Below are 23,104 nucleotides of genomic sequence, written 5' to 3' on the forward strand. Positions count from 1 at the left end.
CTATAAATATATTGTGAAATAAGTGAATCTTTTTATCTATTCATCCGTACATACTAATGGACGTCGTTTTGTCATAAAATAAGGGGGATCATTATGAAGAGGACTCGAGGTATAAGTGGAATTTTACTGCTCGTTATGTCTTTTTTATTGTTGTTACCAAGTTTGCCCGTAAATGCGGCCGAAGTTTATCGCATACCCATACAAAACGAAGTTGAAAAAGGGTTATATGCTTTTCTTGAACGAGCTTTTGATGAAGCAGAAGAAGCTGGAGCGGAACTGGTTATATTGGACATTGATACACCAGGAGGCTTTGTAGATTCTGCAGCAGATATTGCAAAGTTAATGGATGAAACTTCGTTACGTACAATCGCATATATCCATGATGATGCGTTGTCTGCTGGTGCATTTATCGCGTTACACGCGGACGAAATCTATATGTCTCCTAACGGTCGAATCGGAGCTGCTGCAGTAATTGACGGAGCAGGAAATGCTGCTGAAGTAAAAGCGAAAAGTGCGTGGTCGACCTCGATGATAACAGCTGCGGAATCATCTAAAAGGGATCCTCAATATGCTCTCGCTATGGCAGACGACTCTGTAGATATGCCGGAATATCGGGCACCTAAAGGAGAGCTGCTAACTCTTTCAGCTAAAGAAGCTATGAAGGTAGGATACTCTGAAGGAACTGTTAACTCATTCGATGAGTTACTAGAGAAGCTCAGCTTATCTGATTCAACGGTTGTCTCAGTTAATGAAACTTTTGCTGAGAAAGTGGCGAGGTTTATAACGAACCCAATTATTGTGCCCATTCTATTATCAATTGCTAGTCTAGGGTTGATTGTTGAATTGTATTCCCCAGGTTTTGGAGTAGCAGGATTCATGGGTCTGAGCGCAATAGCTTTATTCTTCTTTGGACATATGGTTGCAGGTTTAGCTGGGTATGAATCATTATTGCTATTTATAGTTGGTGTTGGATTTGTTATTGCGGAGTTCTTCTTACCTGGTGCCATTGCTGGTATAATAGGACTAGCACTAATTATTGGTGGTATAATTCTTGCGGGAGGAAATGTGATTCACATGGGTATTTCTGTGTTAATTGCATTATTGGTCGCAATAGTGGGAATGGTGATTATCATGAAGTTCTTTGGAAAGAATTTAAAACTTTTCAACAAGATTATTCTTACAGACGCAACCGATACTGAGCACGGCTATGTTTCGAATGTAAATCGTGTGGAGTTAATCGGAAAGTTTGCAGAAAGCATGACCCCTCTGCGTCCTTCTGGAACCATTATGCTTGACGGGGAAAGAATAGATGCTGTAACTGAGGGTGGCTATATTGATCGTGGGAAAATGGTGAAAATCATTAAAGTCGAAGGATCTCGAACAGTGGTTAGAGAAATGAAAGAAGGGGAGGAATTAGTATGATAGAAGGCATTACAGGAGGCACAATCGGTATTATTTTATTGGTTGTTGCTGCATTTATATTACTAGCAATATTCTTTACATTTGTACCAGTTGCATTATGGATTTCAGCATTAGCTGCTGGGGTTCGCATCAGCATCTTCACATTAGTAGGTATGAGATTACGTCGTGTAATTCCATCTCGTATAGTGAATCCGTTAATTAAAGCACATAAAGCGGGTTTAACGGTTACAAATAATCAACTAGAAAGTCATTACTTAGCTGGTGGTAACGTTGACCGTGTTGTTAATGCATTGATTGCAGCACATCGTGCAAACATTGAATTACCTTTTGAACGCGCAGCGGCTATAGACTTAGCAGGTCGTGACGTTTTAGAAGCAGTTCAAATGTCTGTAAATCCAAAAGTTATTGAAACGCCATTTATTGCCGGTGTGGCAATGGATGGTATTGAAGTGAAAGCAAAAGCACGAATTACAGTGCGTGCAAACATCGACCGTTTAGTTGGTGGTGCAGGTGAAGAAACAATCGTTGCTCGTGTTGGTGAAGGTATTGTATCTACGATTGGTTCGAGTACTAATCACAAGAAAGTCCTTGAAAATCCCGATATGATTTCACAAACTGTTTTATCAAAAGGCCTTGATTCGGGTACGGCTTTTGAAATCTTATCGATTGATATTGCGGATGTAGATATCGGCAAAAATATCGGTGCTGAACTTCAAACTGAGCAAGCAGAAGCTGATAAGAAAATAGCGCAAGCAAAAGCAGAAGAACGTCGTGCAATGGCTGTTGCAACTGAGCAAGAGATGATTGCAAAAGTACAAGAGATGCGTGCGAAAGTTGTTGGAGCTGAAGCTGAAATACCTTTAGCGATGGCAGAAGCTTTGCGCGAAGGTAATATTGGCGTAATGGATTATATGAATTATAAAAATGTTCAAGCTGATACAAGCATGAGAGATTCAATTAGTAAAATTGGCAAAGATAAAACGCAGAATGATATCACTCAAGACTAGTAGTGATTATTAACCCTTGAAGGAGGGATGAGACATTGGAAGGAATCATTTTTGCAATCATTATGCTGGTAATCGGTATGATTACTAAAGGTAAAAACACTGAGGATACAGATGGCAAAACTAAACCCTTTATGTCAAAACCCCTGGATCAGAAGTCTGCGAGAAGAATAGAAGATTATGCAAAAGAAGTGTTTCAAGAAGTACAGAAGCAAAGGTCGCCAAATCGAGAGAGTTCTCGTCAAAGTCTACCAATGTCACCGCCGGTTGAACGAACTCAACCAGCAATGTCTGAAATCAATCCAACTAGTGTGGTCGAAGACACTTCTAGAAAATCAACCGGTAGATTATCTGTACATCAAAAAACTAAAACAGTGCGTAATCAGAAAATAGCAGCACCATCTTTGTTACCTAAAACAGGTCATGAAGTGATTCAGGCCATTGTGTTTTCAGAAATATTAGCTCCACCAAAATCTAAACGTTAACTCATGACCTTCTTCTTTTCAGCATAAGCTGAAGATAAGGAGGTCTTTTTTTGATTAATCAACACTTAGAGCTGATTCCAATTATACAAATGGAAAATTTTCAACATTTATCTTTTAAGGGACCTTTCGAATTACTCCAGTTAACCGATCATTCAGGTCATTTTCATGGTGAAGGATTTGATATATTCCTCAAAGCTGGAGAAATTCGAGTCCTTTCAATGAATCGAAGCGAACTAAGGATTGAAGTTAGCAACATTCAACATGTGGAAATAAGAAAGAGCAAAGAAAATGAGTAAAAAAATTTCACAGAAACGGTTAATTGTTTGTCGTGTGAAAAAAGAACCTCGTGTTTTTACATTTCTACAAGCACTAAGAGAACAACAAGTTGACATAATTAAATTATCATCTAACGAAGAAGAACTGAAATTCTCCTTTCATGAAATTCACTTAAAAAAAATAAAAAACATTAGAAAAAAATATGGCATTAAGTTGAACATGTCTCGTCCAGATGCCATTCATATTATTCAATTTCAAACCTATATTTGGCTAGGAATAATGCTATTTATTCTAGTTCCATACTTGTTTTCTCATGTAGTTTGGGAAGTTGGAATTGAAGATGTTTCAGAAGAACGAAAAGCAAAAATTCAATCCGAGCTACTAAAATTAAATGTAAAAGAAAAGACTCTAAAAAATGACATTCCAAGTGATGGGGAAATAAGACAATCTTTACTAGCGAACAATAAAGATTTATCATGGATTCACATTAATCGAAAAGGTAGTTCTATCCATTTTGAGGTAGTTCCTGCTCCTGTGAATGAAATTAAATATGCACCAAAAAAGACGCCTTCAGATTTAATAGCAACGCGCAAAGGGGTCATTACGTATTACGATTTACAATCAGGGGAGAGAGTCGTTCAGATTCATGAAACAGTCCAAAAAGGAGACTTACTTGCTTCAGGAATCATTAAACAAGGAAACATAGAAAAAGTGGTAGGTGCTGAAGGTAGAGTATTTGCTGATTACTGGATGGAAGTCTCGTTTGAATTACCAAAAACGCTCAAATATAAAGAGTTAAAAGGAAAAGAAGTAACATTTTTTAACGTGAAGCATGCTTGGAAAGTTTATAATGAAAAACGTTCTATACCTTCGTTTGTTCAATTTATAAGAAATGTTTTTAAAGTGGATACGCATTTGATATATGAAAACAAAACTCAAATCGTAGATGAGGAGTGGATTCAAAATTCATTTTTACCATTGCTTCAGATAAAATCTAATGCTTCATTATCATCAAATGGACAGATTAAACAGGAAAAGATTTTACACATTGCCTGGTCAAATGATAAAGTAAAAGGGAAAGTACTGTATTACATAAATGACAATATTGCACAAAAACGACCGATCCACCAAGGAGACTGAGCATGCAGGAAGATCAACTGACAGAATTACACGTTCAAGACCCTAATGAAGCAATTCAGTTATTGGGGATATCTGATGGAAATATGAAAGTAATTGAACAGGAACTTGATATTCAAATCATTACTCGCGGCGAATCCATACGAATTACGGGTGATCCATCAAAACAAAAAATCGGGAAACAACTAATCGAACAATTACTTTTGGTAATACGTAAAGGTATAAATATAAATCAACGTGATGTGAGTACTGCAATTGAAATGAGTACGAATGGAACGCTAGAATATTTTTCAGAACTTTACGATGAAGAAATTGCTCGCAATGTAAAAGGGAAATCAATACGAGCAAAAACAATTGGACAACGAGAATATGTTCAAGCTATTCGTCATAAGGACTTAACATTTTGTATTGGTCCAGCCGGAACTGGTAAAACCTATTTAGCTGTTGTACTCGCCACTCAAGCCCTAAAAAATGGTCATGTTAAACGAATTATTTTAACTCGTCCAGCAGTTGAAGCAGGTGAAAGCCTTGGTTTTCTTCCTGGTGATTTAAAAGAAAAGGTAGATCCTTATCTTCGCCCATTATATGATGCTTTACATGAAATTTTAGGAACTGAACAAACAACTCGATTTATTGAAAGAGGAACCATTGAAATTGCTCCTCTTGCGTATATGAGAGGTAGAACTTTAGATGATGCCTTTGTTATTTTGGATGAAGCTCAAAATACAACAAAAGCTCAAATGAAAATGTTTTTAACACGCCTCGGTTTTGGATCCAAAATGGTTATTACTGGGGATAAAACTCAAATTGACTTACCTCGAGGAGCTGAGTCTGGTTTAATTGTTGCTGAAAAAATACTTGGTCACGTAAAGGGAATCCACTTCCAAATGCTCGAACAAGGAGATGTAGTCCGTCATCCATTAGTGGCAAAAATAATACAAGCATACGAAGAACAGCCGTCTGAATAAGGACCGCTGTTTTTCTTTGTTTTAACTAATTAGAATTTATTGGTAAAATGATATTGAATCTAATCCCATAGGTTCACCGTATAAAGATGAATGAATGCTCTTAAATGCTCTTAAATGCTCTTAAATGCATCATTGGGAAATTTAGATTTATAAAGTGTGATAAGTTTGAATATTCTTGGTAAACTAGTAGCTAGAGATTGAGGTGAATTAATGCAAACCTGGAATAAAAAAATACAAGGAAAGATTGGGTATCGAACTTTTACATATTCTGCCCTTATTCTTACAGGTATTATTGTCTATTTACTCATGTTGACAGGTGTCAGTCCAGAAAAGTATGACATTGCTTTATTACAACCTTCAAATGAAACGATTCGATCGGTGAAAACTGTTGAAGATCCAATTAAAACGGAAGAAGAACGTAACCGAATTGCCTCAGAAGTAGAAAATGTGTATCAATTTTCGGAACAAAGCGGAGAAAAAAGTGCAGCTCTTGTTACGTCAATTTTTGATTTGATTCAAGATGTCAAAACTTCAGATACATATGATTCTGAATTAATGGAAGAAAATATTTCAAAAGTCCGAGAGAACTTAAGTGTGCTAGGAACAGACGGGGAAGGTCTCCGTTTCTCAGATGAAGCAATTGGCTCTCTATTATTAATGGAAAACAATGATTTGATGGAATTACGAAATTCAGTAACTTCTGCAGTATCATTGATCATGAGTGAACCAATAAGAGTAGAAGAAGTGGCAACGGCTAAAAATGATATTGAACGACGGTTAAGAGGAGATTTATCAATTCCCGAGAATGTTTTGCCCACCGTCGTATTTATTGGTAGATTTAGCATTGTTGAAAACGAAGTTCTTAATAAAGAATTAACTGATGAAAGAGTTGAACAGGTAAAGGCAAGTGTGGAACCAACGAAAATTTTGCAAGGACAAGTTATCGTTCGTGAAGGACAAATTGTTGATCGAGAAATTTATCGTCAGTTAAAGCTTGTAGGCATGTTGGATAATCAATCTTCGTTAAAACCTGCTATTGGATTATTTTTATTTATTGCATTATGCATGTGGCTATTTTATGTTCAATTAAAAAAATGGAATGCTGATAAAGATGAAAAGCAACGCGTCCTAATTGTGTCTATGCTGATCTTTATCCTATCTGTGACAGGTATGAAATTAATCAGTCTCGTGTCAGAGAATTTTGATCTTACGATTGCCTTTTTATTTCCCACCGCTCTAGCTCCTATGTTAGTTCGTTCATTAATAAACGAACGATTCGGTGTATTAATGGCCTTTTTAACAGCTGCAGTGGCGGGTATTATTTTCCAAGAAGGCTACTCGTCTGTGCTACAAATGGAAATCGCTTTATATATTTTGTTTGGTGGATTAGCTGGACTTTATGTCATTCAAGGAATAGATAAGCGATCTCATTTGCTTCAAACGAGTATGGCCGTAGCTGTTGTAAATTTAGTGTTTATGGCATTTTATCTACTAATGAATCAAACGGTGTATGGGTTGTCTGAGTTATTATTTTATGGGATCGCAGCATTTACGTCTGGTTTATTGTCAGGTGCTTTGACGATTGGGCTATTACCATTTTTTGAGTCTGCATTCGGACTTATATCAGCCATGAAATTAATTGAATTATCCAATCCAAATCATCCGTTATTAAAGAAAATATTAACGGAAACACCAGGGACTTATCATCACAGTGTCATGGTAGCTAACTTAGCTGATGCAGCATGCGAATCGATCGGTGCAGATGGATTATTAGCTCGCGTTGGTTGTTATTATCATGATATTGGCAAAACGAAACGCCCTGGATTCTTTATCGAGAATCAGATGAGTCACGCAAATCCGCATGATTCTCTTCCTCCTGAAACGAGTAGAGATATTATCCTTGCTCATGGTACAGACGGTGCGAATATGCTTCAAAAACACAAAATGCCAAAAGAAATTGTTGATATTGCCGAACAACATCATGGTACAAGTCTGTTAAAATATTTTTACATCAAAGCGAAAGAAGAAGGCCATGACATTAATGAAGCAGACTATCGATATGCTGGTCCGAAGCCTCAAAAAAAGGAAACGGCAATCATTTCGATTGCTGATAGTGTCGAAGCAGCTGTACGGTCGATGAAAGAACCTACTCAAGAAAAGATACAAGGAATTGTGCATGCAATTATTAAAGACAAATTACACGATGGCCAATTTGATGAATGTGATTTAACGATAAAAGAATTAAAAACGGTTGAACGAGTTCTTTGTGAGACGTTAAACGGAATTTTCCATTCTCGTATTGAATACCCACAATAAGGAGGCAACTTATGCATTTAGAATTAGATTTACTGGACGAAACAGAATCATTATCAAAAGAGACGTTAGAACTAATTGAACGCATGCTTAATCATGCCGCAGTTTCAGAAGGAATAGAAGAAGGCAGTGAGCTTTCTGTAAGTTTCATTACCAATAAAAAAATCCAAGAGATCAACCGTGATTACCGTGGAAAAGATATGCCTACGGATGTCATTTCCTTCGCAATGGAAGAACTCGGAGAGGGAGAAATGGAGATTCAGGCAGTTGGTGCTCCAAGACTACTCGGTGATATTTTAATATCAGTGGAACGGGCAAAAGAGCAAGCCTCAGATTATGGGCATAGTTATGAAAGGGAAATTGGTTTTTTAGCAGTTCATGGTTTCCTTCATCTGCTCGGATATGATCATATGGAGCCAGAAGAAGAAAAGGAAATGAACGAAAAACAAGAAGAGATTTTGTTGTCTTTTGGATTGAGTCGTGATTTGGATGAAAAGCAATAATTTCTTTGACTCATTTGGCTTTGCATTTCAAGGATTTAAACAAGTTATTAAATATGAACGAAATTTTCGTTTTCATTTATTAGCAGCCGTAGTCGTGATATTTGCAGGAATATTGAGCAAAATAACTTTAGTTGAGTGGACGGTCATTGTGCTTTGCATCGCTGGAATGTTAAGCCTTGAATTAGTAAATTCTGCATTAGAACGTGTCGTAGACTTAGCTTCACCTGAGGTACATGTTTTAGCTAAGCATGCAAAAGATATGAGCGCTGCTGCTGTTCTTGTATTTGCCTGTGCAAGTGCTATAATCGGAATACTCATCTTTTTACCAAAGTGGATGGAAATATTTAATTGAGGTGTTTGAACGATGGATAAAATGCAAGTAATGGAAGAATCAAAAATCGCACGCGAAAACGCGTATGTCCCATATTCGAAATTTAAAGTTGGTGCAGCTGTATTAACGAAAGACGGGAAAATTTATCATGGGTGTAATATTGAAAATGCAGCTTATAGCATGACGAACTGTGCAGAACGTACAGCTATGTTTAAAGCCGTTTCAGAAGGAGTTCGTGATTTTGCCTCCATAGCAGTTGTTGCAGACACAGACGGCCCTGTATCGCCTTGTGGAGCATGCAGACAAGTCATTGCGGAGTTCTGTGAACCTAATATGCCTGTATACTTAATTAATTTAAAAGGCGATGTTCATGAAACAACGGTAGCAGAATTGTTACCTGGAGCATTTTCTCCGGAGGATTTAGCTTATGCTGGAAGTAAATAAGGGATACAAATCCGGCTTTATCTCAATCATTGGACGTCCGAACGCAGGGAAGTCGACTTTTCTAAATCGTGTAATCGGTCAAAAAATCGCAATTATGAGTGACAAGCCCCAAACAACTAGAAATAAAGTGCAAGGTGTTTTAACAACTGATAAAGAACAAATGATTTTTATCGATACACCTGGAATAAATGAACCTCGACACAAATTAGGGGACTTCATGCTGAAGGTTGCAAAAAATACGCTTCGCGGAGTGGATGCCATCTTACTGATGGTGGATGCAACGGATCGTATAGGTAAACAAGATCGTTATATTTTAGAAATGCTAAAAGATAACGAAACGCCTGTATTTCTAGTTATGAATAAAATTGACTTAATTCACCCGGACAAATTGTTAAGTGTGATTGAATCGTTTAGGAAAGAATATGATTTTGCAGACGTGTTACCAATTTCAGCTTTAGAAGGAATAAATATCGAAAAACTTCTTGGTGTGTTAAGCAACCACTTACCCGAGGGTCCTCAATATTATCCGGCTGATCAAGTAACAGATCATCCTGAACGTTTTATTATTTCAGAATTAATTCGTGAAAAAGTTTTGCATTTAACACATGAAGAAATACCGCATTCTATTGCGGTAGTGATTGAAAAAATTGCTAAAGATCCTGAGAAAGATATGATTCGTGTTAACGCAACAATCATGGTTGAACGCGATTCACAAAAAGGGATTGTTATTGGTAAAAAAGGAGCCTTGCTAAAAGAAGTTGGTGTTCGTGCACGTAAAGACATTGAAATGCTTCTTGGATCTAAGGTATTTTTAGAAATTTGGGTAAAAGTACAAAGAGATTGGCGCAATAAATCTACTCATTTACGTGACTTTGGATTCCGCGACGACGAGTATTAAAGAAAGGCGTGTTGTTCAGTGCTAAATCGAGTAGAAGGCATTGTCTTAAAAACACGTGATTATGGAGAAACAAATAAAATTATTACACTTTTATCAAGTGAAACGGGTAAAATCACTGCGATGGCAAGAGGTGCTAAAAAACCTGCAAGTCGGTTAGCTTCCGTAACGCAACCTTTTACTCATGGGTCTTTTTTGATTCAGCAGGGGAATGGGATGGGGACAATCCAGCAGGGAGAGCAAGTCGAATCGTATCGTCATATTCGAGAAAATATCGAAGCGACCGCTTATGCCAGCTTTATTGTGGAACTAATTGATCGAGCAGTAGAGGACCGAACTCCACAGGCAGCTATTTTTAATTTATTGAAAAATTCTTTACATGCGATTTCCGAAGAATATGACCCGGAGGCAATTGCGTTGTTTGTCGAGTGGAAAATGTTACCCGTAACGGGTATATATCCAACCTTACACGAATGTGCAAACTGTAAAGCGACAGATGGTGAATTTGCATTTTCATTTCAGCAAATTGGTTTCCTTTGCCATCGTTGTTTTGAAATTGACCCGTATATAATTCGTTTGACACCATCACAAGTTAAGTTAATTCGAACATTTTACACGGTTCCAATCGATCAAGTAGGTAAGCTTACATTAAAAAAAGAAACCAAAATGTTTATTAAAAAAATAGTTCGGACCATTTATGATGAACAAACAGGAATACGCTTAAAATCACGTTCCTTTTTAGATCAACTTGAACGAACTCCACTTCTATTTCCTAAAAAAGAAACGCCAGATCAGTCTCCTAAATCGGAAGACTGACCTGGCGTTTTTTGTTGTGGAGATTAAAATTCTAAATGTTTCTCAATATAAGCTTTTACTTCTGTAATTGCCATACGAGTTTGTTCCATTGAATCACGATGACGAACTGTTACTTGGCCATCCTCAACCGAATCGAAGTCGTACGTAATACAGAATGGTGTCCCAATTTCATCTTGACGACGGTAGCGTTTACCAATGGATTGAGATTCATCGTAATCAACCATAAAGGATTTACTCAAATCAGCAAAAACTTCGCCAGCACCTTCAGCTAATTTTTTCGATAGAGGTAAAATAGCTGCTTTCACTGGTGCAATTGCAGGATGGAAACGTAAAACCGTACGTTTGTCATCTCCTTCTAATTGCTCTTCAGCATAAGCATCACATAAAAATGCTAGTGTCACGCGGTCCGCACCTAATGACGGTTCGATACAATAAGGAACATAGCGTTCATTCGTTATAGGGTCGATGTAATTAAAATCTTCTCCAGAGTGTTCCATATGACGTTTTAAATCAAAATCAGTACGGTCTGCAATGCCCCAAAGCTCGCCCCAACCGAATGGGAATTTATATTCAACATCAGTAGTAGCTGACGCATAATGAGATAATTCATCTTCATCATGATCACGTAATCTCATATTGTCTTCGTTCATGCCTAAGTTTAACAACCAGTTCTTACAATATTCTCTCCAGTAAGAGAACCATTCTAAATCTTCACCAGGTTTACAGAAAAATTCAAGTTCCATTTGTTCGAATTCTCTCGTTCGGAATGTGAAGTTACCAGGAGTAATTTCGTTACGGAAGCTTTTACCGATTTGAGCAATACCAAAAGGCATTTTTTTACGCATAGAACGCTGTACATTTTTAAAGTTCACGAAGATTCCTTGAGCTGTTTCAGGGCGAAGATAAATATCATTTGATGATGATTCGGTTACACCTTGAGAGGTTTTGAACATTAAATTAAATTGACGAATACCTGTGAAGTCTTGAGCATCACATTCTGAACATTTAATATCATGTTCTTTAATAAGTTCTTCCATTTTCTCGAATGATAACCCATCGACGATCATCTCAATGCCTTTTTTATCTAACGCATCTTCAATGATTTTGTCAGCACGATGACGGGCTTTACATTTTTTACAATCAATCATTGGGTCATTAAAGTTTCCAACATGACCTGAAGCAGTCCATACTTTTGGGTTCATTAAAATGGCTGCGTCAAGACCTACATTATAAGGAGACTCTTGAACAAATTTGCGCCACCATGCTTTTTTAATATTGTTTTTTAATTCGATACCAAGAGGACCGTAATCCCACGTATTTGCTAAACCACCATAAATATCAGAGCCAGGAAATACAAATCCTCTATGTTTAGCTAAACTAACTACTTGTTCCATTGAAATTGACATTAAAATCCCTCCAAAAAATAAAATAAGCACCCATCCACCGGACATTGTTACATGTCCGGGGACGAGTGCATAATACCCGCGGTTCCACCCCAGTTGATTGCAAAAAGCAATCCACTTTCATAAATCATGACTCCGAGACGCCTTTTCAAGTTCGTTTGCAGACTTTCACCAACACTGCTCGCTTTGTTTTGAACCTTACTTATTTTCTCATCTTCGTCTTATTTAATTGCTTCCATTGTATCATAATGAAATCATTTTCGCTACATGAGCTAGGCACTAGATAACCGTACTTAATTAGTATATAATATTGAACATTGAGTATAACACTTTTTGAGGCGGTGAGTCCGATCGAACTCAATAAACGTCAGGAAGATATTTTACAAATCGTTAAAGGCAATGGTCCCATTACAGGTGAACAAATTGCAGAACGATTACATTTAACAAGGTCTACATTAAGACCAGATTTAGCCATACTAACAATGGCTGGTTTTTTAGATGCAAGACCACGCGTAGGTTATTTCTATTCTGGTAAAAAGACAGGTCAAGCTGTCAAAGATAGTATGATGAATATGAAGGTTCGCGACTTTCAATCGATTCCGGTTGTAGTTGCTGAAGATATGACTGTGTACGATGCGATTTGTCAAATGTTTTTGGAAGATGTCGGCACATTATTTGTTGTAGATAAGAATGCTTACTTAACGGGAGTGCTTTCCCGAAAAGATTTGCTACGTACAAGCTTAGGTCAACAAGATTTAAACAAAATTCCTGTTCATATTATTATGACGAGAATGCCGAATATTACATTTTGCTTTAAACATGATTCCTTAATTCATGCAGCAAAAATGTTAATTGATAAACAAATTGATGCTTTACCAATCGTTCATGAGCATTCTGATGGGTATGAGGTAATTGGTAGATTAACTAAAACGAATATAACAGGTGCTTTTCTGTCGCTTGCAGAAAATCATGATATTTGAGGTGATGAATAAAATGAAGAGACTCAATATATTTATTGTTTCTGACTCAGTTGGGGAAACTGGAGAATTAGTTGCAAAAGCAGCCGTTAGCCAATTCCGACCTGGTCTACAAGATACTTCTTTAAAGCGTTTTTCTCATATTGAAACGTTTGATCACTTGAAAGAAATAGTGAATTTAGCAAAAGAACAAAACGCAATGATTTTATATACGTTAGTAAGAAAACAAATGCGCTCTTACTTATTGAATGAATCAGCAAAAACAGGAATTCGTTCGATTGATCTAATGGGTCCGTTACTCGATACACTAGAAGATGATTTGTCTGAAACTCCTTTTGAGGAACCAGGATTAGTACGGAAATTAGATGATGATTATTTTAAAAAAATAGAAGCGATTGAATTTGCGGTTAAATATGATGATGGTAGAGATCCAAGAGGACTTTTAAAAGCAGATATTGTTTTAGTTGGTGTATCACGCACATCAAAAACACCTTTATCTCAATATTTAGCTCATAAAAGGTACCGTGTAGCTAACGTTCCGCTAGTACCTGAAGTGGAACCTCCCGAAGAACTTTTCCTAGTAGACCCAGCTAAATGTTTTGGTTTAGTCATCTCGCCAGATAAATTAAATTCAATTAGAAAAGAACGTTTAATCGCACTAGGGTTAAATGATGATGCTAATTACGCTAAATTGGATAGAATAAAACAAGAAATTGTTCATTTTGATAAAGTTGTATCAAAAATTGGTTGTCATGTTATTGATGTAACAAATCGAGCAGTTGAAGAAACGGCTAATCTTATTCTCAGCAAGATTCAGTAAGTTTAAACCATCCCGGTTAGGGAGGGTTTTTTCTTTTGATTTCAAATAAATAGATAGATTTTTCATAAAAAACGTTTTATAATAAAAAATTGTGGTAAAAATGTTTAAGAACGTGGTTTTTTAAAGAGAAATTCTATTTTTTTGTCGAATCTTGCAGGATTTTCATCGGTTATCTCGAATTCAATACTTAGACTACAAAGATGGTGATGAAAATATGCAACGAATTCCTGAAGAAATGATCGAACAAATCCGTTCGGCTAACGATGTAGTCGATGTTATAAGTGAATATGTTCAGTTAACCAAACGCGGTCGAAACTGGTTTGGTTTATGTCCTTTTCATGGAGAGCAAACACCTTCCTTTTCTGTAACACAAGATAAGCAAATTTTTCATTGTTTTGGTTGTGGAGCCGGAGGCAATGCGATTACTTTTGTTATGGATATTGAACAAATTCCGTTTCAAGAAGCAGTTAGCAAATTAGGTGCCAGAGTCGGAATAGAATTAGAAGTTGAACCATCTACAGTTTCTGTAGAACCTGTTTCAAAAGAAGAAAGTCATATGAAAGAAGCCCATACATTTGCCATGGACTATTATCATCATCTTCTTTTAAATACAGAAGAGGGCGAACAAGCTCTTCATTATTTAGAAGAAAGAGGATTTTCGAAAGCTCTTATTGAACAGTATGGTATAGGGTGGGCTTTACCAGGATGGGATTCCTTAACGACTTTATTAGCTCGTAAGGGTTTTGATCTTTCAGAGATGGAAAAATGTGGACTTATTATTCAAAAAGAAAATAAGGATGAATATTTCGACAGGTTCAGGGAACGAATTATGTTTCCTATAAAAAATGAATTTGGACACGTAATAGGCTTTTCAGGAAGAGTTTTAAAGAAAGATTCTCAAGACGCAAAGTACATGAATAGTCCAGAATCTCCTATTTTCCAAAAAAGCAAAATTTTGTACAACTTAGATATAGCCAGACCAATCATTCGAAAAAAACGCAAAGTCATTGTGATGGAAGGTTTTATGGATGTTATGGCTGCGGCAAAAGCGGGTATAACTAATACGGTAGGTACTATGGGTACTTCTTTGACCCAACAACATGTAAGTAAGTTGAAACGACTAACAGATTCCGTCACTATTTGTTATGATGGAGACTCTGCAGGCTGGGAAGCTGCTAAACGTGCTTCCGAATTGTTAATGAGTGAAAATGTCAAAACTGAAATTGCCTTGTTACCGGACCAATTAGATCCGGATGATTATGTGAAAACATATGGCCCAGAAGCTTTTCAGACTCAAATTATAGACCGTCCTCATGCTTACTTAGCATTCATGATGATGGCAGCTCGCAAAAATAAAAACTTCCAATATGAAAATGATACACTTCAATATGTTCAAGAAGTGTTAGAACATTTAATAGTGAAGTCATCACCACTTGAGAGAGATTTATATATAAGACAACTCTCTAAAGAAACCAATATTTCTGAAGATGCTATTTATCAGCAATTTAGAAAAATCGAAGGCAAATCTCTGAGACAGCAGTCCAAACCATCTTCTAAAAAGATGGAAGTGATGACTCCTGTAAAAAACAAAAAGGTACAAGCAATTGATCGAGCAGAGAAATTATTACTTTCTCATATGCTACATCAAGCAGAAATCGTTGATCAAATACATCAAGAACACGGATTACATGTTTTTATACATGATCCTTATGAAGCAATATTTGTACGTCTCATTGGTTTTTATGATGAATTTGCTCAGGCAGATACACATCGATTTCTTGAAAGCTTAAATGACAATGAGTTACGTAAATTAGTGATGGAAGCAACGTTGACAGAACGAGATCCTGAGCATGCTCGAGAAGAGGTTTCTGACTGTCTTCGTCAAATAAATAAGCATCGTATAGAGCTTCAAATTCAATTGAAAATGCACGAATCAAAAGAAGCTGAAAAACTTCAGGATATGAAACGCGCACTAGAGATTGCCAGAGAAATTATCGATTTGAAAAAATCGTTATCAACATTGTAAATTGATGTGGTTTAAAAGGAGGAAGACTTATGGCGGACAAGTCTGAACGTACAAAAGAGGTCGAGACAGAGGTTACATTAGAGGAAGCAAAAAAATCTCTTGTTGAAACAGGTAAAAAAAATGGCGAATTAACTTTTGCTGACATAGCTGAGAAATTATCCGTATTTGAGTTAGAATCCGATCAAATCGAAGAATTTATCGAACAGCTTGAAACGAAAGGCATTGAACTTGGTCGTAAAGATGGCGACGAAGAGGATTTAGAAAAGTTAATGAAAAAAAGCTCGGAAACAGAAACATTTGATTTAAATGATTTAAGTGTGCCACCAGGTGTTAAGATTAATGACCCTGTTCGCATGTACTTAAAAGAAATTGGTCGTGTGGATTTGTTATCAGCCGACGAAGAAATAGAATTGGCAAAACGCATTGAAAATGGAGATGAGGAAGCTAAGAAACGTTTAGCTGAAGCCAATTTACGATTAGTAGTAAGTATCGCGAAACGTTACGTTGGTCGCGGTATGCTTTTCTTGGATTTAATTCAAGAAGGGAATATGGGTTTAATTAAAGCTGTTGAGAAATTTGATTTTAGAAAAGGCTTCAAATTTAGTACCTATGCAACATGGTGGATTCGACAAGCTATCACTCGTGCGATTGCTGACCAGGCACGTACGATTCGTATCCCAGTTCACATGGTAGAAACCATTAATAAACTTATTCGTGTTCAAAGACAATTACTTCAAGATTTGGGACGCGAGCCTTCTCCGGAAGAAATTGGGGAAGAAATGGAATTACCAGCAGAGAAAGTTCGTGAAATTCTTAAAATTGCTCAAGAACCAGTTTCGCTTGAGACTCCTATTGGTGAAGAAGATGATTCACACTTAGGCGACTTTATTGAAGATTCGGATGCTCAATCACCTTCAGATCATGCTGCGTATGAACTACTTAAGGAGCAGTTAGAAGACGTTTTAGATACGTTAACTGATCGTGAAGAGAATGTTCTACGTTTGCGTTTTGGTCTTGATGATGGAAGAACTCGAACACTTGAAGAAGTTGGGAAAGTATTTGGCGTAACGAGAGAACGTATTCGACAAATCGAAGCAAAAGCGTTACGTAAACTCCGTCATCCTTCTAGAAGTAAGCGATTAAAAGACTTTTTAGAATAAAAACGTGAGACATCCTGTAAAAGGATGTCTTTTCTTTATGTCGTGAAATGGTATAATCGTAATTAAAAAGCTCTCAATTAGAGGGGTGTCAATCTGAGTACTCATAGAAAAGAAATCATATTAAATGAAATACAGTTTTGGAAACATAATTCCTTACTTCCAGCACATTATTGTGACTTTTTAACAGCACTTTATGCACAAGGTGAAACAGATTTAGAGCTTGAAAATAAACAATCAAAGTCCTTACTAGCTAAAGAAAAAAAGGGGAAAATAATTCAACTTCTAATCATTTTAGGGTTACCCATCATCACTTTAGTCATGTTATTTGTCATGGACACTTATGTGTGGATTCCATTTATAATCGCCAGTATTCTTGCCATTATTCTATTAATTAGTGCGGTAAAACTATCTAGGAAGAAAAAATTTTTAATCCCTTTTCTCTATATTAGTAATGCTCTCATTATTCTAGGGCTTTCATTTAAAATTTGGCTGAGCTATTTTTCTGAAAATCCTTTTATTCTATTAGGATTAGTAGCTTCTAATTGTTTAATGTGGCTAGTTTCGGGACTTTTATTAAAATTACCTTATTTCACAATATCCGGCGCAGTAGGCTTTCTATTAGTCATATCGTTTCTGTTTTTCTCTTAAAAAATCGGTCGTCCAATAGGACTGACCGATTTTAATTTTGTATGTTTGAATATTTCAGATATAATGAATAATGTAAACGTTTTAAAAATTAAAGGGGTTGAAATAAGTGAATTTTGATTTATCGCAAGAACATCAAATGATTCGCAAATCCATGCGTGAATTTGCGGATAAAGTCGTTGCACCAGGAGCGATAGAGCGTGACCGTACGAAAGAATTTCCAAAAGAAATTTTTAAACAATTAGCCGACATGGGGATGATGGGCTTACCTTTTAGTGAAGAGTACGGTGGTGCTGGAGCTGATACAGTTAGTTTCGCAATCGTAACGGAAGAATTAAGTCGTGCATGTGCTTCAACAGGGATTACATATTCTGCTCATATTTCGTTGGGTGGAGCTCCACTAAACTTATTTGGTACAGACGAGCAAAAACATAAATACTTAACACCAATTAGTACTGGTGAATCATTTGGAGCATTTGGATTAACTGAACCAAATGCAGGTTCAGATGCTGGTGGCACTCAAACACGTGCAATTGAAGATGGCGACGATTTCATTATTAACGGCAGCAAAGTATATATCACGAATGCTAGTTACGCAAAACATTTAGCTATTACTGCAATCACAGATATTAAAGATGGCAAAAAAGAAATCAGTGCAATTATTGTTCCAACTGATGCAGAAGGTTTTAAAGTAATTGATAACTATGAAAAAATGGGCTTACATGCATCAAATACGACAGAATTAGTTTTAGAGAATGTAAGAGTTCCTAAAGCTAATCTATTAGGTAAGCGTGGGGAAGGCTTCCGCCAGTTCCTAGTTACTTTAGATGGTGGACGTATTGGTATTGGGGCAATGGCAGTTGGTATTGCACAAGCAGCCTTTGACAAGGCGTTAAAATACTCAAAAGAGCGCAAGCAATTTGGTAAATCTCTTTCAGAGTTTCAGATTACTCAATTTAAGTTAGCTGATATGGCAATGAAAATTGAATTAGCTCGTACGATGGTTCATAAAGCTGCTTGGTTAAAAGACCAAGGACGTCCATTTACGAAAGAAGCATCCATGTGTAAGCTATATGCATCAGAAATTGCTATGCAGATCGCCGATCAAGCAGTTCAAATTCATGGTGGATATGGTTACATGAAGGAATATGAAGTAGAACGCTATATGCGTGATGCGAAATTACTTGAAATTGGTGAAGGAACTTCAGAAGTTCAACGTATGGTTATTGCACGAGAAATTGGTTGCTAATATTCGGGAATTTGTCGAATTTGGCACAATCATTAAAAACAACTGTGTAAACACTTTTCGTTTTTAGAGGAATGCAGTACAATAACTATGTTGACTGATTCTATTTTAGAAAAAGAATGAGCGAAAAGAGGGAGGTTTCACAATGCAAAAAAATCCAATAGTTCCTTTCATTTTAATTTTTGCTTTCGGGATTGGACTAATTTTCTTCCTATCAATTATGGGTGTAGAGAAAAAAGCTGAAATTGCTGAAGGTCATGAAGAAGGCGGAGCTAAAACAGAAGAAACTGAAGGTGATGCTTCAGAATTTGACCCTGAAGTTGCTCAAGGTAAATGTATCGGATGTCACGGCGGCGATTTAGGCGGTGGCGTTGGACCTGCTTTAGTTGGTACTTCTTTATCAAAAGAAGAATTAACTGAAATCATTACAAATGGTAAAGGTTCAGGTATGCCTGGTGGTTTATTACCAGGACAAGAAGAGCAAATGGCTGAATACATTTTAACATTGAAATAAGAAATCTCCCCTTATCCTTTTAAAGGACAAGGGGTTTTTTCATGTTTGTGGTACAATTCCATATAGGAAATCTGTCTAAAATGATGCTATTAATAGGTTGGCATTTGTCGAAAGTCCTTCTGTCACTACTAATTATTAATAAGAGCACCATTTCAGAACTTATTAAAATAAAAACCTAAACTAGTTTTCAAAGTCTAAGTAAAAGAAAGGGGAGAATTTCGTTGAACGCACAACGACTCTCAGAACGATTATCAAGAGTTGCTTATTATGTTCCCAAAGCATCTATTGTAGCTGATATTGGAAGTGATCACGCATACTTACCTTGTTACTTAATTCATAATAATCTCGCTTCAAAAGCGATTGCTGGTGAAGTGGCAAAAGGGCCATATGATTCTGCCTTAGCTCATGTAAGAGAAGAGCAATTAGAAGAGTCTATTTCAGTAAGGTTTGCAAATGGACTGAAAGCGATCGAAATTGAAGATTCAGTTGATACAGTGACGATTGCTGGGATGGGTGGACCTTTAATCGCAAACATCTTAAATAATGATTTGGATCGATTAGATTCAGTTAAACGCCTTATTTTACAACCAAATATTCATGCGAAAGCTATCCGAGATTGGGCCATCGCAAACGGATGGAAACTAATTGCAGAAGATATTTTAAAAGAAGATAATAAAATATACGAAATATTAGTCCTTGAAAAAGGTGAAATGACTTTAACACCAAGTCAACTTCTTTTAGGGCCATTCTTAATGGAATCAAAAAAAGAGGTATTTCTTTCTAAATGGCAAAAAGAAGCACAAGAATGGACAAGAATTCTAGAAGCCATTCAAGATGCTGAGGTATCTCAAGAAGTGAAAATGAAAAAAGAAGAACTGGAATTGAAATTACAAATTGTAAAGGAGGCTATATCAATTTGAAAAAAGTAAATGGTCATGAATTGATTCAACTATTTGAGTCATGGTCACCGAAAGCTTTAGCACTTGATGAAGATCCGGTTGGTTTACAAATTGGACAGTTGAATAGGTCCGTCAATCAAGTTCTTGTAACATTAGATGTCACTCCTGAAGTTGTACAAGAAGCAATCGATAAAAAATGTGAACTAATTATTGCACATCACCCTCCGATTTTCAGACCATTAAAAAGCCTTCGCACAGACACTTTTGCAGGCAAAATTGCTGAGCTTTGTTTAAAGCATGATATAACGGTATATGCAGCCCATACGAATTTGGATGTTGCTCAAGGTGGGGTAAATGATTTACTTGCTGAAGCATTACAACTTCAAAACATTCAAATTCTCGAAGAGACTTATTCTGAAAATCTTATGAAATTAGCTGTGTTCGTGCCAGAAAGTCATGCAGAGATGCTAAGAGAGGCACTAGCTTCAGCCGGTGCGGGTCAAATCGGGAATTATGATAGTTGTAGTTTTTCAACAAGTGGAGAAGGTAGATTCCAACCATTAAACGGAGCGAATCCGACGATTGGTCAAAGGAATCGTTTAGAAACGGTCAATGAAGTAAAAATAGAGGTTGTTTTCCCTTCTTCAAGAGAATCTAAAATTGTTAAAGCGATGAAAGAAAATCATCCATATGAAGAGGTAGCATTCGATATTTGGTTACTTGAGACTAGAACCAACGTTCAAGGAATCGGACGTATTGGTGTGTTGTCAGAAAAAATGGAGTTGGAGTCTTTTGCAAAGCTTGTTAAAGAAAGATTGTCCGTGCCCTTTGTTCGAATGGTGGGGGATTCAAAAACGTTTGTTCATAAAGTGGCTGTTCTTGGCGGAGATGGGAATAGTTATATTCATAAAGCAAAAAGAGCAGGTGCAGACGTCTTTGTTACAGGCGATATGTACTTCCATATCGCCCAAGATGCACTAGCCGCAGGTTTATCCATTGTTGATCCTGGACATCATGTTGAATCAATTATGAAAAAAGGTGTGTCTGAAAAAATGAATGAACTATGTATTAGTAAAAATTTTGAATGCACATTTATTCCTTCAACTATTTCCACGGAACCTTTTCAATTTATATAAAAAAGAGGGTATCCAAAAAGTTGGATACCCATTTTGATTGAAGAGTAATAAAAATGATGATTTCCATTGCAGCGGACGCTTTCCGCGGGCAAGACTTCAGCCGCTTCCCTCGCTATGCTCAGTCCAGGGTCTTCAGTTCTTGCTAATTCCGCTGGAGTCGCCGCTTCCATTTCAATCAACAGAAATTTTGTGATATGAAGAAAATAAATTTTTAATCATATCGGGATATACACTTTCAATTTTACGACTCTGTACATCGAAATTGGAAAATATTCAATGTACGATAGGGAACTTCTATGGCCGAGAACAACTGTATCATAGACTTTTAAATCTGAGGAAGCCGTCATGACTTACTTTAACTGTTTCTGTAAACATGATTAAGCAAACTATTTTAGCAGATTAGTGGTTGGCAATTTCTGAAGACTCCTGCGGAAAAACGAAACACGCTAGACCCCACAGGCAAAGTTGTCAGAGACAGCTTTGCCGAGGAGGCTTTCGTTTCGTCCGCGGAAAGCGAAAGAAATAGACAACCACCTTCATTTGAAATTCAGTGCAATATGCAAAAGTCTAATTTTTGTCCTTCTATACTTTTTTCTATAATCAGAGAGGCTATCCAAATAATTGGATAGCCTCTTGTTTGTTATGAAATTGGATATGGTTCGATTCGGTCTACCGGTTTAGGTGTTTTAATTTTAGGTAAAATCTTATCAATACTTACTGTTCGAGCTAGACTATGTGTCTCCGGGATAAGTGGATCATACTTTTCTAAAAATTGAACCACTTCTTTAACAATTGGAGTTGGTGTAGAGGCACCAGCCGTGACCGCAATATTTTCGATACCTTCAAGCCATTCAAGTTTAAGTTCTGAAAGGTCTGAAATTCGATAAGAAGGGGTGTTGGCAATTTCTTCAGACACTTGTGTTAAGCGATTAGAATTATTACTCAACGGATCTCCAACGACAATAAGAAGTTGAGCAGCTCCAGCTTGTTCAGCTACTGCTTCTTGTCGTACTTGAGTTGCTAAACAAATTTCTTTGTGAACTTCAATATGAGGGAACTTGGCTTTTAATTTTTCCATTAAAGCTGCAACGTCCCACTGGCTCATTGTCGTTTGATTAGTTACGATTAATTTGTCAGCAACAATATTTAATTGTTCAACATCTTCAATCGTTTGAACTAAATGGACTGCGTTTGGTGCAACACCTACAGCACCTTCAGGTTCAGGGTGTCCTTTTTTCCCAATGTAGATTACATGAAATCCTTCATTTGTTTTTTCTCGAATTAAATCATGCGTTACAGTTACGTCGGGACAAGTTGCATCGATCGATACTAACCCTTTTTGTTTAGCTAATTCACGAACTTCAGGTGAAACTCCGTGAGCCGTAAAAATGACAGTTCCACCATCAACTTTCTCTAATATTTCTTTTCTGTTATCACCATCTAATGTGATAATGCCATCTCTTTCAAAGGCATCTGTTACATGTTTATTGTGAACAATCATTCCTAATATATAAATAGGTCGTGGTAGTGATTGATCCATCGCAGCGTTACGAGCGATTACCATGGCATCTACCACTCCGTAACAGTATCCACGGGGTGAAATTTTGAGTACTTGCATAGTGATTGAGCACTCCTCTCAAGAGTAATACTTCTATTATAACGGAGAGAAGAGTTTAATTCAAAA

General features: G+C 36.8%; 22 protein-coding genes. 20 read left to right on the forward strand and 2 right to left on the reverse strand.

The window, feature by feature from the left end; translation table 11 throughout:
* The first annotated feature begins 93 nt into the window (after positions 1–93).
* The 12 genes from ACHUE4_RS02430 (at position 94) to recO (ending at position 10,594) form a co-directional block, all read left to right on the forward strand.
* Entirely contained in the window at positions 94–1,422 is a 1,329-nt protein-coding gene (locus tag ACHUE4_RS02430) for an NfeD family protein (RefSeq protein ID WP_394187696.1), read from the forward strand.
* Complete coding sequence (floA, locus tag ACHUE4_RS02435; RefSeq protein WP_394187697.1) at positions 1,419–2,429, forward strand: flotillin-like protein FloA; 1,011 nt, start codon at positions 1,419–1,421, stop codon at positions 2,427–2,429. The genes ACHUE4_RS02430 and floA overlap by 4 nt, the downstream gene beginning before the upstream one ends.
* A 35-nt stretch (positions 2,430–2,464) precedes the next feature.
* A complete protein-coding gene (locus ACHUE4_RS02440) occupies positions 2,465–2,911 on the forward strand; it encodes a hypothetical protein (RefSeq protein WP_394187698.1) in 447 nt (148 codons plus the stop codon).
* Between the two features lie 50 nt (positions 2,912–2,961).
* On the forward strand, positions 2,962–3,207 hold the full coding sequence (locus ACHUE4_RS02445) for a hypothetical protein (protein ID WP_394187699.1): 246 nt from the start codon (positions 2,962–2,964) through the stop codon (positions 3,205–3,207).
* Positions 3,200–4,327, forward strand: a complete 1,128-nt coding sequence (locus tag ACHUE4_RS02450; protein WP_394187700.1) for a sporulation protein YqfD — start codon at positions 3,200–3,202, stop codon at positions 4,325–4,327. The genes ACHUE4_RS02445 and ACHUE4_RS02450 overlap by 8 nt, the downstream gene beginning before the upstream one ends.
* Before the next feature lie 2 nt (positions 4,328–4,329).
* Positions 4,330–5,292 (forward strand): PhoH family protein, encoded by a 963-nt coding sequence (locus ACHUE4_RS02455; RefSeq protein WP_394187701.1) that lies wholly within the window; start codon positions 4,330–4,332, stop codon positions 5,290–5,292.
* Between the two features lie 210 nt (positions 5,293–5,502).
* Positions 5,503–7,608, forward strand: a complete 2,106-nt coding sequence (locus ACHUE4_RS02460) for an HD family phosphohydrolase (RefSeq protein ID WP_394187702.1) — start codon at positions 5,503–5,505, stop codon at positions 7,606–7,608.
* Between the two features lie 11 nt (positions 7,609–7,619).
* On the forward strand, positions 7,620–8,108 hold the full coding sequence (gene ybeY, locus ACHUE4_RS02465; protein WP_394187703.1) for an rRNA maturation RNase YbeY: 489 nt from the start codon (positions 7,620–7,622) through the stop codon (positions 8,106–8,108).
* Entirely contained in the window at positions 8,095–8,460 is a 366-nt protein-coding gene (locus ACHUE4_RS02470; RefSeq protein ID WP_394187704.1) for a diacylglycerol kinase family protein, read from the forward strand. The genes ybeY and ACHUE4_RS02470 overlap by 14 nt, the downstream gene beginning before the upstream one ends.
* 12 nt (positions 8,461–8,472) lie before the next feature.
* Positions 8,473–8,883 (forward strand): cytidine deaminase, encoded by a 411-nt coding sequence (locus tag ACHUE4_RS02475; RefSeq protein ID WP_394187705.1) that lies wholly within the window; start codon positions 8,473–8,475, stop codon positions 8,881–8,883.
* Positions 8,867–9,781 (forward strand): GTPase Era, encoded by a 915-nt coding sequence (gene era, locus ACHUE4_RS02480; RefSeq protein ID WP_394187706.1) that lies wholly within the window; start codon positions 8,867–8,869, stop codon positions 9,779–9,781. Before ACHUE4_RS02475 ends, era begins: the two co-directional genes overlap by 17 nt.
* 18 nt (positions 9,782–9,799) lie before the next feature.
* Positions 9,800–10,594 carry a DNA repair protein RecO gene (recO, locus tag ACHUE4_RS02485; RefSeq protein ID WP_394187707.1) on the forward strand — a complete coding sequence of 265 codons (795 nt, stop codon included), beginning with the start codon at positions 9,800–9,802 and terminating at the stop codon, positions 10,592–10,594.
* Between the two features lie 23 nt (positions 10,595–10,617).
* Here the strand turns inward: recO and ACHUE4_RS02490 are convergent, their stop codons facing one another.
* A complete protein-coding gene (locus ACHUE4_RS02490; protein WP_394187708.1) occupies positions 10,618–12,000 on the reverse strand; it encodes a glycine--tRNA ligase in 1,383 nt (460 codons plus the stop codon).
* Between the two features lie 338 nt (positions 12,001–12,338).
* Between ACHUE4_RS02490 and ACHUE4_RS02495 the strand changes: the two genes are divergently transcribed.
* From ACHUE4_RS02495 to ACHUE4_RS02530, 8 genes are all read left to right on the forward strand, one after another.
* A complete protein-coding gene (locus tag ACHUE4_RS02495; RefSeq protein WP_394187709.1) occupies positions 12,339–12,977 on the forward strand; it encodes a helix-turn-helix transcriptional regulator in 639 nt (212 codons plus the stop codon).
* 13 nt (positions 12,978–12,990) lie between these two features.
* Positions 12,991–13,794, forward strand: coding sequence for a pyruvate, water dikinase regulatory protein (locus ACHUE4_RS02500; protein ID WP_394187710.1), 804 nt, complete (start codon positions 12,991–12,993; stop codon positions 13,792–13,794).
* Positions 13,795–14,008: 214 nt separating this feature from the next.
* Positions 14,009–15,820, forward strand: coding sequence for a DNA primase (gene dnaG, locus ACHUE4_RS02505; RefSeq protein ID WP_394187711.1), 1,812 nt, complete (start codon positions 14,009–14,011; stop codon positions 15,818–15,820).
* Between the two features lie 29 nt (positions 15,821–15,849).
* Complete coding sequence (gene rpoD, locus ACHUE4_RS02510; protein ID WP_394187712.1) at positions 15,850–16,980, forward strand: RNA polymerase sigma factor RpoD; 1,131 nt, start codon at positions 15,850–15,852, stop codon at positions 16,978–16,980.
* A gap of 754 nt (positions 16,981–17,734) precedes the next feature.
* Positions 17,735–18,874 carry an acyl-CoA dehydrogenase family protein gene (locus ACHUE4_RS02515; protein ID WP_394187713.1) on the forward strand — a complete coding sequence of 380 codons (1,140 nt, stop codon included), beginning with the start codon at positions 17,735–17,737 and terminating at the stop codon, positions 18,872–18,874.
* A gap of 142 nt (positions 18,875–19,016) precedes the next feature.
* Complete coding sequence (cccA, locus tag ACHUE4_RS02520) at positions 19,017–19,385, forward strand: cytochrome c550 (protein WP_394187714.1); 369 nt, start codon at positions 19,017–19,019, stop codon at positions 19,383–19,385.
* Positions 19,386–19,606: 221 nt separating this feature from the next.
* Positions 19,607–20,305, forward strand: a complete 699-nt coding sequence (locus ACHUE4_RS02525) for a tRNA (adenine(22)-N(1))-methyltransferase (protein ID WP_394187715.1) — start codon at positions 19,607–19,609, stop codon at positions 20,303–20,305.
* The gene (locus ACHUE4_RS02530; protein WP_394187716.1) at positions 20,302–21,420 is read left to right on the forward strand and encodes a Nif3-like dinuclear metal center hexameric protein; all 1,119 of its coding nucleotides are present in this window, start codon (positions 20,302–20,304) and stop codon (positions 21,418–21,420) included. Before ACHUE4_RS02525 ends, ACHUE4_RS02530 begins: the two co-directional genes overlap by 4 nt.
* 640 nt (positions 21,421–22,060) lie before the next feature.
* Here ACHUE4_RS02530 and ACHUE4_RS02535 read toward each other — a convergent pair.
* On the reverse strand, positions 22,061–23,038 hold the full coding sequence (locus tag ACHUE4_RS02535) for a 4-hydroxy-3-methylbut-2-enyl diphosphate reductase (RefSeq protein WP_394187717.1): 978 nt from the start codon (positions 23,036–23,038) through the stop codon (positions 22,061–22,063).
* Positions 23,039–23,104 lie beyond the last annotated feature (66 nt).

Source organism: Paenisporosarcina quisquiliarum, from assembly GCF_043641925.1.
GTDB classification, from domain to species: domain Bacteria; phylum Bacillota; class Bacilli; order Bacillales_A; family Planococcaceae; genus Paenisporosarcina; species Paenisporosarcina quisquiliarum_A.